Origin of the sequence: Sporosarcina thermotolerans, assembly GCF_030067815.1 — a bacterium.
Classification (GTDB): domain Bacteria; phylum Bacillota; class Bacilli; order Bacillales_A; family Planococcaceae; genus Sporosarcina; species Sporosarcina thermotolerans.
The window spans coordinates 825,947-841,295 of sequence record NZ_CP125968.1 but is presented as its reverse complement, the minus strand read 5'-3'; the positions used below and the strand labels follow the sequence as shown (position 1 = coordinate 841,295).

The window sequence follows — 15,349 nt, the reverse complement described above, 5'->3', positions numbered from 1 at the left end:
TACTTATTTCACACCTGTGTAGACGAACGCGCGAATAATCTGCCGCTGAGCGAAGAAGAAAATGAACAGGATTGGAATGACCAATATTAGGTTCCCTGCCATTAAAATATTCCAGGCGACGCCGCCATCCACTTCACGAAGCTTTGTAATTCCAAGCGGCAGCGTCCGGGAAGCATCGGTCGTCGTCATAACAAGCGGCCAGAAATAATCATTCCAATGCGCGATGAAGCTGAACATCCCAAACGTAATAAGGACAGGCTTCGCCATCGGCACCATGATTTTCATAATGATTTTCCATTCACTCGCCTGATCCAACCGGGCGGCTTCCAATAACTCTTCCGGAACTTGCTTGAACGATTGGCGTAAGAGGAAAATCCCGAATGCACTTGATGCAAACGGCAATATTAATGCCCAAAGCGTATCCAACAGCCCCCATGAACTCATCTGCAAAAAGACCGGAAGAAATATGAGTTGTGACGGAATCATCAATGTGACCATCGTCACCCCGAAGAAGAAATTGCTCCCTTTAAATCGATAGCGCGCAAATGCATATGCCGCAGGAATGATCGTCGCAAATTGCAAAATGAGAATTCCGACAGAGACGATCGTGCTATTCATCAAATACTTCAGGAACGGCCCTGAATTCCAAGCTTTAGAAAAGTTCTCCCACAATAATTGGTTCGGAATCCATTTCGGTGGGAACGTCATCGTTTCACCTAATGTTTTAAAAGAGGTGGAGATCATCCAGACGAACGGCATTGCAAAAATGCAAATGAGTAGTAGCATGCCGATTCCATTGACAAACTTCCAAATCGGATTTTTCTTCATGTCTTCCTACCTTTCATGATTGGTAATGGACTTTACGTGAGAGAAGCTTGAAATAAAGGATTGTGAATACACCGACGATGAACAGCAATATGACACCCGCTGTCGAGGCATAGCCGATTTTGAAGAACCGAAAGCCGTTCTCATAAATGTAATAAACGATTGTATTCGTAGAATTGATTGGGCCACCCTTTGTCATGATTGATATCGTTTCGAACACTTGGAACGAGCCGATCAGGCCGATAATTGTCAAGAAGAACAACGTGGGCGACAGCATCGGCAACGTCAATTTGAAAAAGGTGCGTACCTTGCTCGTATCATCAAGCGCCGCAGCTTCGTAAATGTCTTTCGGAATGCTTTGCAGACCAGCTATGAAAATAAGCGTGTAATAGCCGATGCCCTTCCATACTGCCACAATGATAAGTGACAGCAAAGAGGTTTTCGGGTTTGTCAGCCAAGGGATATTAGAGATGCCGAACAGATTCAAAAACCAATTCAGTAGTCCATAATCGGTATCCATGATCCATATCCAAAGCATGGAAATCGATACAAGAGAAATGATATGCGGACTGAATATCGCCCCTTGTACAAATCCGTACATCGCTCCTTTTTTATTCAGCCAAAGGGCTAATAATAAAGAGATGCTGATCGTCAATGACACCGTCGCGAATGAATAAACGAATGTGTTGCGCAATACTTGCTGGAATTTCGCGTCTTGCAGTAAGGCCGTGAAGTTCGAAAAGCCAACGTAGTCCTTGTCCGGACTGACGAAGTTCATCAAAGAAACTTAAATAAATCATATAGCCGATCGGATAGAGGAAAAAAAGCGTAAACACGATGATGGCCGGAAAAACCATCATGTAAGGCCTAACCGCCACCCAGTTCAAGGCAGAAAGCGCTGATGGTTCGCGTTTGCGATTTATCATTTCGTTACTATTTGCCAATGTCATATTAGACGCCTCCAACAATGACTGGCTTCGGTTGTTGAGAAACAGCACTGTCTTTTTCGCTGAAACGGATCCGCTCTTTCTGTTCGTCGAAGAAATAGAGCTTTTCGTACGGAATGGCGATTTGCACAACATTTGATTCCATGATCCGGTTGTCGAAGCTTTTGACATTCATCATGCCAGCAACGTTTGACACGGTATAGATTGTTTCCGCCCCTAATGTTTCCGTCGTTAGAATCTCACTTTGCAGCACGACATGATCCGTCCTTCGCTCCTCCGTTTCCCGATGATTTCAGCATGCTCCGGCTTGAATCCGACGTATTTTACATTTTCGAATAACGTCGGCAATACAGTATTCAAATGTACGCGATCGAGAATATTCATTGGCGGCGTGCCGATGAACTCAGCGGTGAACACATTATTCGGGTCATGGTACATATTCATAGGAGAATCCATTTGTTGTGTGACGCCTTTATCGAGAAGGATGATCTGATCTCCCATCGACATCGCCTCGACCTGATCATGGGTTACGTAGACGAATGTCGTGCCGAGACGCTTATGGAGCTGAATTAGTTCGCGTCTCATCTGCCCTCTCAGCTTGGCATCCAAATTCGAAAGAGGCTCATCCAAGATGAACACTTTTGGCTTTTTCACCATCGCTCTTGCCAATGCGACCCGCTGCCTTTGCCCTCCCGATAATTGATGCGGCTTCTTATCCAAGTGGTCCGTCAAACCGACAATGTCGCTAATTTCCTGAATTAAAGACTCCCGTTCTGCTTTCGGCACTTTTTTATTAACAAGGCCGAATTCGATATTTTTCCGGACTGTCATTGTCGGATAGAGCGCATAGTTCTGGAAAACCATCGCAATATTCCGCTTGCCAGGCTCCAGATTTGTTACACAATCATCGCCAATCCAAATTTCACCGCTCGTAGGTGTTTCCAATCCAGCAATCATCCGGAGGGTTGTCGATTTACCGCAGCCTGACGGACCGACAATTACGGTGAATGAACCGTCCTCGATTGTGAGATTCAGATTGTTCACCACTGTATCCTCATCGAACTTTTTTACGATGTTCACTAATCTGATTTCAGCCATTCCGTTCATCTCCTATTCACTTTATAGCTTTATAACGGATGATTGGTGCAAGAAATCCGCCAACTCTTCCACAGTTTTGACAGTATAATCCCACTCATGTTTTCCAAAATGCGTGTACGGTGAAATGAGGCAAGTCCGTCCCCCGAGTTTTCGTACCGGTGCTAAGTCATTGTATGGATTATCCCCGATGGAGAGGATTTCGTTCGGAGCGAACCCTTCTTTCAATAGCCCTTTCACGATTGTTTCCATTCCAAGCGGCTTTTTCGCGTCAAACACATAATCATCAAACATCGATCCGATATTCAAATACGTGACGAAAGCAGGTCCGGTATCCCCCGGTGTATTCGTCATGAAGATTTTCTTCTTTGTTCCAAGTGCGGCAATGCTTTCGAATAGTGGCGTATGGCGTCTGATTTTAAATGGATCGTCAATCATTTCATAACGAACTTTTTCAAAAGCTTCCGCTCTTCTTTCGCGTGTAATGCCGTATTTTTCGGCGTATAGATTGGCGATACCCACGGATCCCCTATAAACAAAAGTGAGGCATTTTCCACTATTGGATTTTCATGCTTCTTGCCTTCCCATGAGTAACACGTCGTCGGTATGAATTGATCATGCTCATAAAAGAAATGTTGTTCCCGATCAAAGAAATGGCCAAGCTGCAAAATATGACTGCCATCGAGAATATCGTATGCTTCGGACACGACAGCCCCCATTTTCTCTTCATCTACGATTCCGTCCAATAAATACGTTATATACCGCCCTAAAAAAGCATCGTCCTGATACAACGTCCCGTCCATATCGAAAATTGCCACTTTCACTTGCTTCATCCAGTTCAATGTGATCGTCTCCTTTACGAAAACAGGAAGAGGGGGCTCGATTGCCCATCTTCCCGAATCGGATTATTGTAAGAGGGGATTCGCCAATTTAGCTGCTTTGTCCAACGCTTCTTTTGGTGATAAATCAGGCTCCAGTAAGCTTCTCGTAATTTCATCTGCCAATATCGTCGAAATTTCTGGATAGGCTTGCGCCATCGGACGCGCTTTCCATATTGCAATTGGTCGACAGCCACTTTGTATTGAGGGATTTTCTTATACAAGCTTTGCATCTCTTCCGAATCAATTGCGGAAAGCCGGCTCGGCAAATAGCCTGTGTATTTACTTGCATAGATTGTCTGTTCCTTTGCTGTCATCCATTTGATGAATTCCCACGCGGCTTGCTGTTTTTCATGCGACAAACCCGCCGTCATAACAAGGTTTGCTCCACCCGTTGGTACACCGCTTATTTTATTCGATGGCATGAATGCTGTGTTCAATTCAAATCCGTTTTCCTCTGCAATCGCCAAGTTATGTGTCAAATTTGCAGTAGATGTAAACATCATTGCAGAGCGGCCGTTTGCAAAATCTTGTGTTGCTTGTGCTGCCGCTTCATCACCGGACAGGATTTTCAAGATGCCCTCTTCCGCAAGATGTTTCCAGAATTCCAACGCTTCCACCCCAGCTGTTCCATTGAATGTTACTTCGGAATCTCCTGCAGCCAACATATCGCCGCCACCGGCTCCAACGAATGCCTCAAAATACCAAATACTTACTGGCATGCTCATGCCGACACTCTTTCCTTCAACAGTCAATGCACGTAAATACTTCTCAAATTCTTTCCAGTTTTTCGGTCCAGCCGGGTCAAGTCCCGCTTCCTTCAACATAGAAACGTTCATGTATAGGATCGGCGTGCTTCGCAAGTAAGGAAGCCCATAGATGTTACCGTCTACATACGAGTTGCCCATCAGACCGGGATTAAAATCTTCCAAGTTAACATCACTGTCGTTTTCGATGAATGGCGTTAAGTTTTCCGTCATTCCTGAACGAGCGAATACGCCCATCGATGCAATTTCATTCAAAGTAACTTCCGGTGCGTTTTTCGCTGCAAAAGCCGCTTGCGTTTTGGAATGAAGGTCGCCATATCCACCTTGGAATTCTGCTTTTACCAACACTTTATCTTGTGAATCGTTAAACATTTTGACTAAATTTTCATTATTTTCCCCAATCTTATCCCCGTACGCATACCAATACGTAATTTCCGTTCTCCCACTATCCGCTGAAGCTTTGTTATTTTTGGCACCTGTACCTTCCTGGTTGTTTCCGCATGCACTTAAGAATAAAACGAAAACGAGCAATGTTATAAATCTGCCAATGTTTTTCAACTTGTCTCCTCCAGTTAACAATTAATGGTTTAGTAGTTTGATTGATAAACTGCCGGGTATGACTGCTCCCTATCCTCCTTTTCAACTCTGATTCCTTACAGCTCATATTCTACTTGGTGACTGTTAAGCAAAAATATTCCTAATGTAAAGAATTATTAAGGTACCTCGGCACAAAACTGTTCAGATTATGCAGTGAATTGTATAAATCAATAAAAAAAAGCCGACGATTAAAGATTCGTCAGCTTTCCATTCGTATTATTATACCGTTTAGTAAATTTTTATGAATGCACCTTGCACAAGTACCAACAAAAAACACTTCTTTTTCACCAGGTTCAAGGGCCTATTTTGGTGATTAGTGTCGATAGATATCTTCAAAAAAATTTGCCAAGTAACCGGATTGCCATATATACTGCAACTCCCCAAACGACGAATGCGGAGACTTTATTCAACAACCCAATGAACTTCCCGCCCGTATCCATCTTGCCAAGTATCCGTCCAGCCATTGCGAGTCCAAAAAACCAGCACCAAGATATGATGATTGTCGTCAAGGTGAACGCAACTCGGGCCTCCCTGAATAACTCAACGCGTTCGATCCGATAACGCCGATCGTATCAAGGATTGCATGTGGGTTCAATAGAGAGACCGATGCGGCGAACATGATCTGTTTTTTTGCAGAAAACCGTTCCCCTTCTTCCGTTGTCATTGATGGGGTGCTTCGCCAGAGGGAGATTCCGATGAAAATTAAAAACAAAATCCCTACTGCGAAAAGAATCGTCTCCAACCAGCTGAACGTCAAGATGAGCAATGAGACTCCAGATACAGCTGCCACGATTAATATCGTATCGCAAATCCCCGCAGTAACGACGACGGGAAGTGCTTTCATTAACTTTGGCTGCAATGCCCCCTGATTGAACACAAACACATTTTGAGCACCTAACGGTAATATCAACCCTAAGGCCAAGATTGCACCATGCAAAACCGCCTCAATCATCCGCACTCCCCCCTACGCTCTTTCTATCTATTGAACTGTTTTCTTTTAGTAATTGCAATCTTAACAAAAAAACCACCTCCGTACGGGAGATGGCTTCCAATTCCTTATTTCAATTTCTGTAAAATAACAACCTTTAAATAGTTAAATTCAGGGAAGTCGCGATTCGTGCGAAAATCCTTTGGCAATGATGATTCCTCAAGTATTTTGTAACGAGAGTTAGCATCTGCAAATCCTTGATCGATAAACGACTTGAACTTCTTCATGCTGAAGCTTGCATTATTCGTAGAAGCGATAATGATACCGTTCTTTTCTGTGATGGCAATAGCGTCCATTATCAGTGCTGGATAATCCTTCGCTGTACTGAACGTGTATTTTTTTGACCGTGCGAAGCTTGGAGGATCAAGAACTACGACATCAAATTTCAACTCATGGCGTTTCGCATAACGGAAATAATCGAATACGTCCATCACTTTGATGTTTTGTGCTTCGTAATCAATGCCGTTCACGCTGAATTGCTCGATTGTCTTCGGTAGGCTGCGCTTCGCCAAATCGACGCTCGTTGTCTCGCGTGCACCTCCAAGGACCGCAGCAACCGAAAATGCACCCGTGTATGAGAATGTGTTAAGTACATGCTTACCATCCGAATACTTATCACGCAACGCTTTACGCACATCACGTTGATCTAAAAAAATCCCTGTCATCGCGCCATCATTCAAATCGACAGCAAAATTCATGCCATTTTCCTTCACGATAATCGGGAAGTCACCTGGCTCCCCTTTCACGAAATCATCCTGTTCGATGTATTGGCCTTTCGTATCAAAACGTTTTTTCTCATAAATTGCTTTGTAGTCCACAAGCTTGTCCAATACACCATATACATGATGCTTCATGGCGTAAATTCCTTCACTATACCAGCTAACCATGTAATAGCCGTCAAAATAATCGATTGTCAATCCGCCGATGCCATCGCCTTCACCATTGAATGCACGGAATGCAGTCGTCTCGCTATCTTCGAAAAATGACTCACGCCTTGACAAAGCCGCTGAAATCTTTGATTCAAAAAACGCGAAGTCAATCTCCTCGTTGTCATCTCTCGTCAATACCCAACCGATCCCTTTGTTTTGATTGCCATAATAACCTTTTGCAATAAATTTACGGTATTTATCAGTCAGGCGGATGAGCGTACCTTCCTCTTCAACACTTCCGGGTTCACTACAGCGTCTTTTAAAATCAGCGGATAGCCCTTTTTAAACGCCGCTATACTTTGAGCATTTACTTGTACATCAATTGTTTTCGTCATCGTGTCATCCTTTTTTTTTCGTCTTTTTTTCATTATCGCATGGAATTTGTACAAATGCGAATGGCGCAAGTAGCTGAATGTAAAAAAGCTTCCCGTAATGGAGAAGCTTCATTTAAGCAAGCAATCGAAACGCTAAGCTTTTTAAAAGTCCCACGCGTATTGGACGTTCCGCTTGCGGCTCTCTTACTTTATCTAAATAAGTCTTAAGGGCGCCTTCATAAATTAACTCCAGATGTGGTAGGAATGTCAAATGATGCGGCATTGTTAGGCAGGGTGTTGTCAAAAGACGGTGCGTTTCGCTCTCCTGCATGACCGTTGCCACGAATTGCGAGCAAAAAAATGCTCGTTCACGATGGATCTCTTTATTCAAAGCCACGCCGAACAACCCAATAAAATTATATTTATAAATGCTTTGATTTAATTCGAATTGAACAATTTTCTCACGAATTCGTGTGTATGCTTCCGCTGATACTTCACACCGATACACAGCGCAATCAGCATCCTGAAAAATGCCTTCCGCTACATTTTCTCGAACAAATCCGCCGATGAACGGATTATATTGCTGTTTCCGTCCGAAACTATATATTTCCGTCAATTGCTCGTCAAATGCAATTGAAGCATGATTTAAATCTTCGCGGGTATACATGCCGATTGCCTTTGACAGTAACGTCCCGGTGTCAGTAAGTACAATATAGATTGTTTTTCCCATCTTTCCAACCCCTAACTCATCTCTGTCTACAAGTATGTACAATTTTTCCTGGAAGCTAAACCGTCTGCAGGTGGAAACATTCTAAGACTTAAGTTGTAGGCATGATGTTTGGCGGACAGTTGTGCTTATCTATATCTATTATACGTGTGAACCCCACTTGGAGTTTCACTTCACTAAAGATTTTCAATCCTTGATCGCAAAAGATGTGAGAAAAAAAAGCTGCTGACCTGTTAATGGTTTTCCTATTATACTACTAATCGCGTAAACAAGCTCTTGTTTTTTAAAATAAATAAAAACACCGTAAGAATAGCCTCCTACGGCGCTTTTTATCGGTTAATTCTTCTCTGCATATACTTTCATCGCGTCTCGCATGAATACCGACAAACCTTCCCCAAATTGGTCAATATTCTTCATGAATCGCTCATCTACGACATACATTTCACCTAAGCCGGCAAATGCCTCCAATGAATAGTCTCCAATTTTATTCAAGAAAGTGTACCACTCATCAATAGCTGTTTGGGCTTCGACCGAAGCTGGATCCGTGTGGCGCAACGCCGCAAGCTGGAAATAAATTCGGTTCATCTCCTGTTGTTCTTTCTCGCCGAACTGGGAAACGTTTTTGTTCGCCTTGTCAACCGCTTCATCTCCCCATCGATCCCGCGCTTCCTGTTCATATGAATTCGAACTAAAATCAAATCCTTTAAATTTCTCCTCGTTCGTCATTATCATTTCTCCTTTTTCCGCAAGAAGCGTCTTGTCGATTGTCGCAATCATCACTTCCAATTGTTGTTGCTTTGCAAGCAACATTTCTCGTTGCAGCTCGAACGCCTCCAACCGGTTGAACGATGGACTACCTAATAGCTCCTTAATTTTCTTCAAAGGGAAGCCAACTTCACGAAAGAATAATATTTGCTGGAGGGTCGTCAAGTTTTGATCCGAATAAACCCGATAGCCCGCCTCCGTCACCTCTTCCGGAACGAGTAAACCGATATCATCATAATGATGGAGCGTACGCACACTCACACCGGTCAAATCCGCTACCTCTTTCACTTTCATAGTTCCCGCCTCCCCTCACTATTGACTATAGAGTATGACGTAACGTTAGAGTCAACTAAATTTCCCCTGTGTACTATTTCAAAAATAAGGTAAATGAATAAAGAGCATAACTCGGGAGAAACCTCTAATGACGAAAAACCTGATTTTAACGTAGAGACGTCATTGAGCACGTTATCCAAGATTGAACAAGGAGGTATATAGACTGGGACACAATCATGGTCATGACCATTCACACGGTGCAAATAAAAGGGTACTATTGATTAGCTTTATAATTATTACTTTATATATGATTGTTGAAGCCATAGGTGGTTTACTAACAAATAGTCTTGCTTTGTTGGCAGATGCTGGTCATATGTTGAGCGATGCTATATCTCTCGGGTTAGCATTATTAGCCTTTAAACTTGGAGAAAAAGCAGCTAACTATAGTAAAACATATGGATATAAGCGATTTGAAATTTTAGCTGCTGTTCTAAATGGGGAACACTCGTACTAATTGCTTTGTTTATCTTTTACGAGGCTGTTCAACGTTTTCAAAATCCACCTGAAGTTGCTTCAACTGGAATGTTGATCGTTGCTTTTATTGGCTTGTTAGTCAATATTCTTATAGCGTGGATTATGATGCGTGGAGGAGACGTGGAAGAGAACTTAAATATTCGTGGAGCATACATGCATGTAATTAGCGATATGCTTGGTTCCATTGGAGCTATTATCGCTGCACTACTCATGATATTTTTCGGCTGGGGCTGGGCAGATCCACTTGCAAGTGTCATTGTAGCCGCACTAGTATTACGTAGTGGATACTATGTAACAAAATCCGGATTGCATGTCCTGATGGAAGGGACACCACAAAATGTAAATATGGAAGATGTGATTCAAACGATAAAAAAAACAAAAGGAATACAGGGCATTCACGACTTGCATGTTTGGTCGATTACAAGCCGGTTAAACGCTCTCTCCTGCCATGCGGTTGTAGATGGTAAAATGTCCATTGCTGAAACTGAACGACTGCTCCAACAAATTGAACATGACCTTGTACAAAAAAACATTCAACATATAACGATTCAATTAGAAACACCTGCACATCTGCACGACGATTCTATTCTGTGTAAAGTGAAAGGCGAATCAGCTGAACATCACCATAACTGATGGTAATTGCCACCGTATCTTTGTAACAAATTCAAAATCCTCTCAATGATTATTACAATTGAGAGGATTCTTTTGTTCGATCCTTAACATCAACCGACCCCTAATTTTATCTCCGTGCATCTTTAAAACATTGTTATATTCGTTTTTCAAAAATCAATTCGAAGTATGTTGCGGCACCAGAAGGGCCCGTAGGCGGCGTTAGAATTTGTACTAATCGCCAACCCTCTTTTGCGTGATCATCTATGATAGCATGATAATCTTGTGTCGGTTTAGACTCGATAATACCTTTTAAATCTAATTTAATATATTTGTATTCATACATCTTATCGTACCTCCAAATGAAATAGTTTACATGTTAGTTATTTTAACACAATATTTCAATCTGCTTTAAACTGACACCCATTTAACGATTTTCTATTAAACAAATTCACCAATCGACAAAATTAGTAAAATTCTGTATAATGATAGAAGATTAATAGTATGGTGGTGAGAAAAATCTCTTACATATTGGCATTTTCGGCATCATTTCTCATTGTTTATAGTTTAATTCCCCCGTTACGAAAGCTTGCTTTCCATCTTGACTTTGTGGACAAGCCGCAGGAAAATGTCGAACGTAAATTACACCGTGAACCGATTCCGCTGACAGCGAGCTATGCCCTTTTTATTGGTTTCTTTCTCGTCTATCTACTTTTTACTAGAGAGTTTACCTGGGAAACCGGCGCACTTTTTGGAGGAGGGGTATTGTTATTAACCATCGGAACGGTTGATGATTGGTTCAAAACGAAGGGGAAAGATTTTCCGGCATTCCCTAAATTCATTGTGCAAGTATCTGCCGCAATTTTAGTTTTTGCTTCAGGTATCACATTTAACGGTTTCGTAAACCCGCTCTCGGGTGAATATGTATCCCTTCCGTTTATACTGCAGTTTATATTGACAATCTTATGGATATTCGGAGTGACGACAGTCATTAATTTCTCGGATGGTATGGATGGACTTGCAGGAGGACTTGTCGCGATATCTGCTGTTACCCTTTTTATTGTTGCCTTAACGAAAGGTCAGTCGAATTCCGCCATGATGGCCATTGTTTTAGTAGGCATCACTACCGCCTATTTACGCTTTAATAAACCACCTGCCAAGGTTTTTATGGGAGATGCAGGCGCCAGCTTCCTTGGGTTTATACTTGCAGTCATCGCCTTGGATGGTGCCTTTAAACAAGCAACCGTTCTGTCATTGTTTATTCCCATTTTGGCATTAGGCGTGCCAATCTTTGATAATCTATTTGTCATAGCCAAACGTTATGTTCAAGGCAAATCGATCTATCAAGCCGATGCTAGCCAAATCCATTATCGCCTGTTGCGTGCCGGACTGAATCCAAAGCAAGTATTAGCCTTTTTGTTTTTGGCAAGTGCATGTCTATCTTTATCTTCGATCATCTTGCTGCTTATACAAATCTAATAGACTAACGGTCAACGAATTGTTTTATTCACTTCCTCCACCTTAACCTGGTGGTTTTTTTAATGTTTTCATGTTTAAATCCAACACTTACCCATCTAACCAAAAAAAGAAAATCATGACGTAAGCAAGCTTTTCTTCAGAAGAGATCTGTGCCCCAAAACGAACATGTTCATGATGGGCAGTACTTTGGAATGCAGGAAGCGTTGCGTACGGAAACAATCCATAACGGTAGGAAGCTGTCCGACTGCCTCTCTCGTCCAACACATCGATATCACCAGCCATATTTTTTGCTTCAAGCTGCCGCCAAACCAATCCATCTGCATGATAAAGTGTTCCCCGGTTTTTCATTGCCGATTTTGATAGTTGCTGGATGTATCGCCCTATGACCGTGCCATCGGGCTTCTTCAATGTCAACGTAAATTGTTTCACATTGTTTTTGATTTGGAAAGTCGCCAAGATACTGCCGTCTAATGCAGCAATGTCATAGTTCACTGGAAAAAGCATCCCTTTTTCAAACGATTGGAACAGAAGCAGGCCATTACGAAATTGTCCTTTTGCAGGCTTTATTTGAAATAGTGGTTGTCCATTATGATCGACATTGTATAGCTTGGGAAGCAAGGACGGCACTCGCTTCAGAATTAGTTCCCCAATGTTTTCCACGTCAATTTCACTGTCGACTACAGGATGATCTATCAGCTTTTCGTACGCTTTTTTGAAATAAACCCCTGCCCCAAGTGAAAACACTCCAATTATCCCTAATTCAAACAATACATCGCCATTTAAGGAAAACCCTTCATACCAAATGAAATAGTAAAGAATACAATAAAGGGTCAACCCTGTTCCGCCAATGAAACTGAAAATCGACGTTTTCCGATAGATTTCTTTCACGCCATTACCCCCTTTTTCTATTCGTACCGGTGAAGGATTTGGGCGTCCATAACATCGATTATAAATCGAGCTTAAAAATCACTTCATCATCATCAACCTTACCAGTATCCTGAAATCCAAAAGATGCGTAGAGATTCTTAGCAATTGCATTTGTCTGGTCAAAGGAAATGTACACTGAAGAAGCATCGCCTTGCGGGAAAGTTTTAATATAGTCAAGTGCTTTTGCCATCGCTTTTCTACCATAGCCCTGTCCTTGATATTTCTTATCAATCATAAATCTTAAAATGCCATAGCGAGCTTCATCACCATATTCATTTTCCTCGGCTGTGTCATGATACATCATGATAAAACCAATCATTGTCTCCCCATCATAGATTGCAAATGTCATAGCGGGCATTTCATCATTTAATAAGGCGACATAAGATTGAGCAAGACTATATACATTGGAGGCTAAAAAGTTTTTCTGCTCCTCTTTAAGTTCCAATCGAATACATTCCTCAAAATTATCCCAATTAATATCCCGAAATTCAATCATAGACAGACCTCCTTTAGGCAATTTACTTCTATATACGTTTCGTAAAACATTTGGATTCATTATTGAGGGAAAGAATAAAAAACTATATTTGTAGATGAGGAATTCGTGTGTCATAAAAAAAAAGACCCAGTACCTTCTGGATCTTCCACAGTAAGTGTGTTGTAGATATTGTTTATTGTAAAACCGTTCACTTCCTGCAAGAGAACATCAGTACAATCGGTATTCTTTGTCTGCGTTCAAATTCACCTTCGTTAGTAAAATATTCTCTTTCAGGCGTTCCTTCCCGGAGGTCAACTATTGTAAAACCTGCTTTTAAAAGGGCATGAAAATAATGTTCAGTTGTTCGATGGTACTTCACAACAACTTTTTGAATCCAAGGTTCTTTTCTTTCCCCTTCGATAAAATAATCATCAACTATCCAATCCTCACGTCGATCTCCCGTCTTTTTGCTTACGAAGATGTTGTGAGTGGGTGTTGAATACTAAAAATAAACCGTCCATCCTCTTTGAGGCTTTGGTACACATTTTGAAACAAGCTCTGGATATCATCAACATAATGTATTGCGAAACGGGACGTTATAATTTCATATTCATTCGTTGGATAACGAAACGTTTCCATCGTCTCATGATAAATCTGTGCATTTTCTTCAATTAGGTTTTGATTCGCTAGTGCTGACATTCGCTCAGAACCTTCTATTCCAGTATAAAATTTCGCACCTAAATGTAATAATTCTTTTCCAAAGGCTGCATTACCACATCCCAAGTCTAAAACCGATTTTCCATGAAAGTCGCCAAGCAACTCATAAATGATAGGCTTTTCAATCGCAATGTTGGGGCTATCTTGCCTATCTCTATGATTCATATACTTTTTACGAAAGTCCTCTTGGTCATAAACACTTGGGCCTCGATATTCCATGTGATGCATCCCCCTAATTCTTACAAAAAAATCGAGTTCCCTTACTCAATCGCCACCCAAACTTCAATCTCGTATCCTTCAGAACCTGTAGGGTGGATATATCGCTCAAACCCATAACTATGTCTAAGTTTCACATCTGGATTTCTCAGCAACGCATCAAATGCAGCCGGAATCGCCTCGACTCCACCTTCGACCTTAGCAACAATAAATTTACCGCTTGGAATAAAAAATTCTTTCGTATCTGAAAACCCTTCCGCAAACTCCGATCTAATCCCCGCTAAGTAGTGGAAGTTGCCTTTATCCATTTCTAACGTAATCCCAAAAGACTCTTCAGGTGAAGCACCCTTTTCCTGAATAACTCCATTCAATTCATCCCACAGCTTCGGAATCTGAGTTACCGGCCCGTGCATTTCATACCCTTTTACCGTGAATTGTTCTACAAGTTCAATCCTTGTCCCCATTCGTACCATCCCTTTTTGATTTTATTTATTCAATCGGCATCCAAATCTCGATAACATCCTCCGATACCCCGGCTGGATGAACGTAGCGCTCAAAATCATAGCAATCCCGCAGTTTGATATTTTCCATTTGAATGATGTAATCATACGCAGCTGGAATTCCTGGAATGCCGCCTTCTACTTTCGCAACGATGAATCTGCCAGCTGGAATGACAACTTCTTTCGTGTCCGGGAATCCTTCCGTCAAGTCTTCTTTCAGCCCAGCAATATAATGAATAATATCGTTCTCCATCTTCAGGCAGACACCGAATGATTCTTCGACAACGACACCTTTTTCATTAATTTCCTTTATTAACCGGTCCCATTCTGCTGGAATTTCCGATACAGGTCCTTGCACCTCATACCCTCTTACTGTAAATCCTTTGCTTTCTTCAATGCGTGTTTCCATTTCCTTCTCCCCTTTGTTTAATAATTGATCAATTCCTTCCATCTTCCCTTGCAATTCATTGATTTCATTCTCAATTTCCTTTTTTCGATTCTTCAACAACCGGTCCATCTGATCATCTCCTTCCCGTAAAATGTCGGAAAGGGACACGCCGAAATTCCTCAATGTTTTGATTCGCACGAGCTGCTGCTGTTCTTTTTGTGTATAAAACCGATACCCCGACTCCGGATTTACATATGAGGGATAGACAAGTCCAATTTCCTCATAATGTTTGATCGCCTTTATCGTCAGCCCGACAAGATGGGCCGTTTTCCCGATTGATAGCATACTCCCCCTCCCTTTCTTCTCTTACTATAAACCTGTCTCCAAGGGTGGAGTCAA

17 protein-coding genes and 3 pseudogenes are annotated in these 15,349 nt (G+C 41.8%); 2 read left to right on the top strand and 18 right to left on the bottom strand.

All coding sequences use genetic code 11. The features are described 5' to 3' along the window. Positions 1-3: 3 nt before the first annotated feature. The 12 genes and pseudogenes from QNH10_RS04775 to QNH10_RS04725 form a co-directional block, all read right to left on the bottom strand. Positions 4-828, bottom strand: coding sequence for a carbohydrate ABC transporter permease (locus QNH10_RS04775; RefSeq protein ID WP_283733713.1), 825 nt, complete (start codon positions 826-828; stop codon positions 4-6). Between the two features lie 13 nt (positions 829-841). Further along, on the bottom strand, positions 842-1,480 hold the full coding sequence (locus QNH10_RS04770; RefSeq protein ID WP_347177990.1) for a carbohydrate ABC transporter permease: 639 nt from the start codon (positions 1,478-1,480) through the stop codon (positions 842-844). Further along, a complete protein-coding gene (locus QNH10_RS20450; RefSeq protein ID WP_347177989.1) occupies positions 1,437-1,775 on the bottom strand; it encodes a hypothetical protein in 339 nt (112 codons plus the stop codon). The genes QNH10_RS04770 and QNH10_RS20450 overlap by 44 nt, the downstream gene beginning before the upstream one ends. Before the next feature lies 1 nt (position 1,776). Next, positions 1,777-2,025: a hypothetical protein gene (locus QNH10_RS04765; RefSeq protein ID WP_283733712.1), complete on the bottom strand. Its 249-nt coding sequence runs from the start codon at positions 2,023-2,025 to the stop codon at positions 1,777-1,779. Further along, positions 2,004-2,870, bottom strand: coding sequence for an ABC transporter ATP-binding protein (locus tag QNH10_RS04760; protein WP_283733711.1), 867 nt, complete (start codon positions 2,868-2,870; stop codon positions 2,004-2,006). The genes QNH10_RS04765 and QNH10_RS04760 overlap by 22 nt, the downstream gene beginning before the upstream one ends. A gap of 21 nt (positions 2,871-2,891) precedes the next feature. Beyond that, complete coding sequence (locus tag QNH10_RS04755) at positions 2,892-3,389, bottom strand: HAD family hydrolase (protein WP_283733710.1); 498 nt, start codon at positions 3,387-3,389, stop codon at positions 2,892-2,894. Beyond that, positions 3,302-3,709: a hypothetical protein gene (locus QNH10_RS04750; protein ID WP_283733709.1), complete on the bottom strand. Its 408-nt coding sequence runs from the start codon at positions 3,707-3,709 to the stop codon at positions 3,302-3,304. The genes QNH10_RS04755 and QNH10_RS04750 overlap by 88 nt, the downstream gene beginning before the upstream one ends. A 14-nt stretch (positions 3,710-3,723) precedes the next feature. Next, positions 3,724-5,070: an ABC transporter substrate-binding protein gene (locus QNH10_RS04745; RefSeq protein ID WP_283733708.1), complete on the bottom strand. Its 1,347-nt coding sequence runs from the start codon at positions 5,068-5,070 to the stop codon at positions 3,724-3,726. Between the two features lie 371 nt (positions 5,071-5,441). Then, a pseudogene (locus QNH10_RS04740) lies at positions 5,442-6,061 on the bottom strand (LysE/ArgO family amino acid transporter). A 104-nt stretch (positions 6,062-6,165) separates the two neighbouring features. Then, a pseudogene (locus QNH10_RS04735) lies at positions 6,166-7,361 on the bottom strand (class I SAM-dependent rRNA methyltransferase). Between the two features lie 112 nt (positions 7,362-7,473). Continuing rightward, positions 7,474-8,070 carry a hypothetical protein gene (locus QNH10_RS04730; RefSeq protein WP_283733707.1) on the bottom strand — a complete coding sequence of 199 codons (597 nt, stop codon included), beginning with the start codon at positions 8,068-8,070 and terminating at the stop codon, positions 7,474-7,476. Positions 8,071-8,403: 333 nt separating this feature from the next. Further along, a complete protein-coding gene (locus QNH10_RS04725; RefSeq protein ID WP_283733706.1) occupies positions 8,404-9,126 on the bottom strand; it encodes a MerR family transcriptional regulator in 723 nt (240 codons plus the stop codon). A gap of 202 nt (positions 9,127-9,328) precedes the next feature. Between QNH10_RS04725 and QNH10_RS04720 the strand changes: the two are divergent. Further along, positions 9,329-10,272: pseudogene (locus QNH10_RS04720) on the top strand (cation diffusion facilitator family transporter). A 133-nt stretch (positions 10,273-10,405) separates the two neighbouring features. Here the strand turns inward: QNH10_RS04720 and QNH10_RS04715 are convergent. After that, entirely contained in the window at positions 10,406-10,594 is a 189-nt protein-coding gene (locus QNH10_RS04715) for a DUF4177 domain-containing protein (protein WP_283733705.1), read from the bottom strand. Positions 10,595-10,752: 158 nt separating this feature from the next. Here QNH10_RS04715 and QNH10_RS04710 point away from each other — a divergent pair, with 158 nt between their 5' ends. Then, positions 10,753-11,727 carry an MraY family glycosyltransferase gene (locus QNH10_RS04710; protein WP_283733704.1) on the top strand — a complete coding sequence of 325 codons (975 nt, stop codon included), beginning with the start codon at positions 10,753-10,755 and terminating at the stop codon, positions 11,725-11,727. 87 nt (positions 11,728-11,814) lie between these two features. On the opposite strand, the gene QNH10_RS04705 is transcribed toward QNH10_RS04710, so the two are convergent. The 5 genes from QNH10_RS04705 to QNH10_RS04685 all read right to left on the bottom strand — a co-directional run bounded on the left by QNH10_RS04705 (position 11,815) and on the right by QNH10_RS04685 (position 15,295). Further along, positions 11,815-12,615 (bottom strand): hypothetical protein, encoded by an 801-nt coding sequence (locus QNH10_RS04705; protein WP_283733703.1) that lies wholly within the window; start codon positions 12,613-12,615, stop codon positions 11,815-11,817. A 58-nt stretch (positions 12,616-12,673) separates the two neighbouring features. After that, the gene (locus QNH10_RS04700) at positions 12,674-13,150 is read right to left on the bottom strand and encodes a GNAT family N-acetyltransferase (protein WP_283733702.1); all 477 of its coding nucleotides are present in this window, start codon (positions 13,148-13,150) and stop codon (positions 12,674-12,676) included. A 450-nt stretch (positions 13,151-13,600) separates the two neighbouring features. Further along, positions 13,601-14,065 carry a class I SAM-dependent methyltransferase gene (locus tag QNH10_RS21045; RefSeq protein ID WP_430541094.1) on the bottom strand — a complete coding sequence of 155 codons (465 nt, stop codon included), beginning with the start codon at positions 14,063-14,065 and terminating at the stop codon, positions 13,601-13,603. A 41-nt stretch (positions 14,066-14,106) separates the two neighbouring features. Beyond that, the gene (locus QNH10_RS04690; protein WP_283733701.1) at positions 14,107-14,526 is read right to left on the bottom strand and encodes a GyrI-like domain-containing protein; all 420 of its coding nucleotides are present in this window, start codon (positions 14,524-14,526) and stop codon (positions 14,107-14,109) included. A 25-nt stretch (positions 14,527-14,551) separates the two neighbouring features. After that, positions 14,552-15,295, bottom strand: coding sequence for a GyrI-like domain-containing protein (locus QNH10_RS04685; RefSeq protein WP_283733700.1), 744 nt, complete (start codon positions 15,293-15,295; stop codon positions 14,552-14,554). Positions 15,296-15,349 lie beyond the last annotated feature (54 nt).

Excerpts from the sequence above, each read along its gene's own strand:
- QNH10_RS04775 (WP_283733713.1), bottom strand. The coding sequence starts at position 828 with ATGAAGAAAAATCCGATTTGGAAGTTTGTCAATGGAATCGGCATGCTA.
- QNH10_RS20450 (WP_347177989.1), bottom strand. The coding sequence starts at position 1,775 with ATGACATTGGCAAATAGTAACGAAATGATAAATCGCAAACGCGAACCA.
- QNH10_RS04760 (WP_283733711.1), bottom strand. The coding sequence starts at position 2,870 with ATGGCTGAAATCAGATTAGTGAACATCGTAAAAAAGTTCGATGAGGAT.
- QNH10_RS04730 (WP_283733707.1), bottom strand. The coding sequence starts at position 8,070 with ATGGGAAAAACAATCTATATTGTACTTACTGACACCGGGACGTTACTG.
- QNH10_RS04725 (WP_283733706.1), bottom strand. The coding sequence starts at position 9,126 with ATGAAAGTGAAAGAGGTAGCGGATTTGACCGGTGTGAGTGTGCGTACG.
- QNH10_RS04715 (WP_283733705.1), bottom strand. The coding sequence starts at position 10,594 with ATGTATGAATACAAATATATTAAATTAGATTTAAAAGGTATTATCGAG.
- QNH10_RS04710 (WP_283733704.1), top strand. The coding sequence starts at position 10,753 with ATGGTGGTGAGAAAAATCTCTTACATATTGGCATTTTCGGCATCATTT.
- QNH10_RS04700 (WP_283733702.1), bottom strand. The coding sequence starts at position 13,150 with ATGATTGAATTTCGGGATATTAATTGGGATAATTTTGAGGAATGTATT.
- QNH10_RS21045 (WP_430541094.1), bottom strand. The coding sequence starts at position 14,065 with ATGGAATATCGAGGCCCAAGTGTTTATGACCAAGAGGACTTTCGTAAA.
- QNH10_RS04690 (WP_283733701.1), bottom strand. The coding sequence starts at position 14,526 with ATGGGGACAAGGATTGAACTTGTAGAACAATTCACGGTAAAAGGGTAT.
- QNH10_RS04685 (WP_283733700.1), bottom strand. The coding sequence starts at position 15,295 with ATGCTATCAATCGGGAAAACGGCCCATCTTGTCGGGCTGACGATAAAG.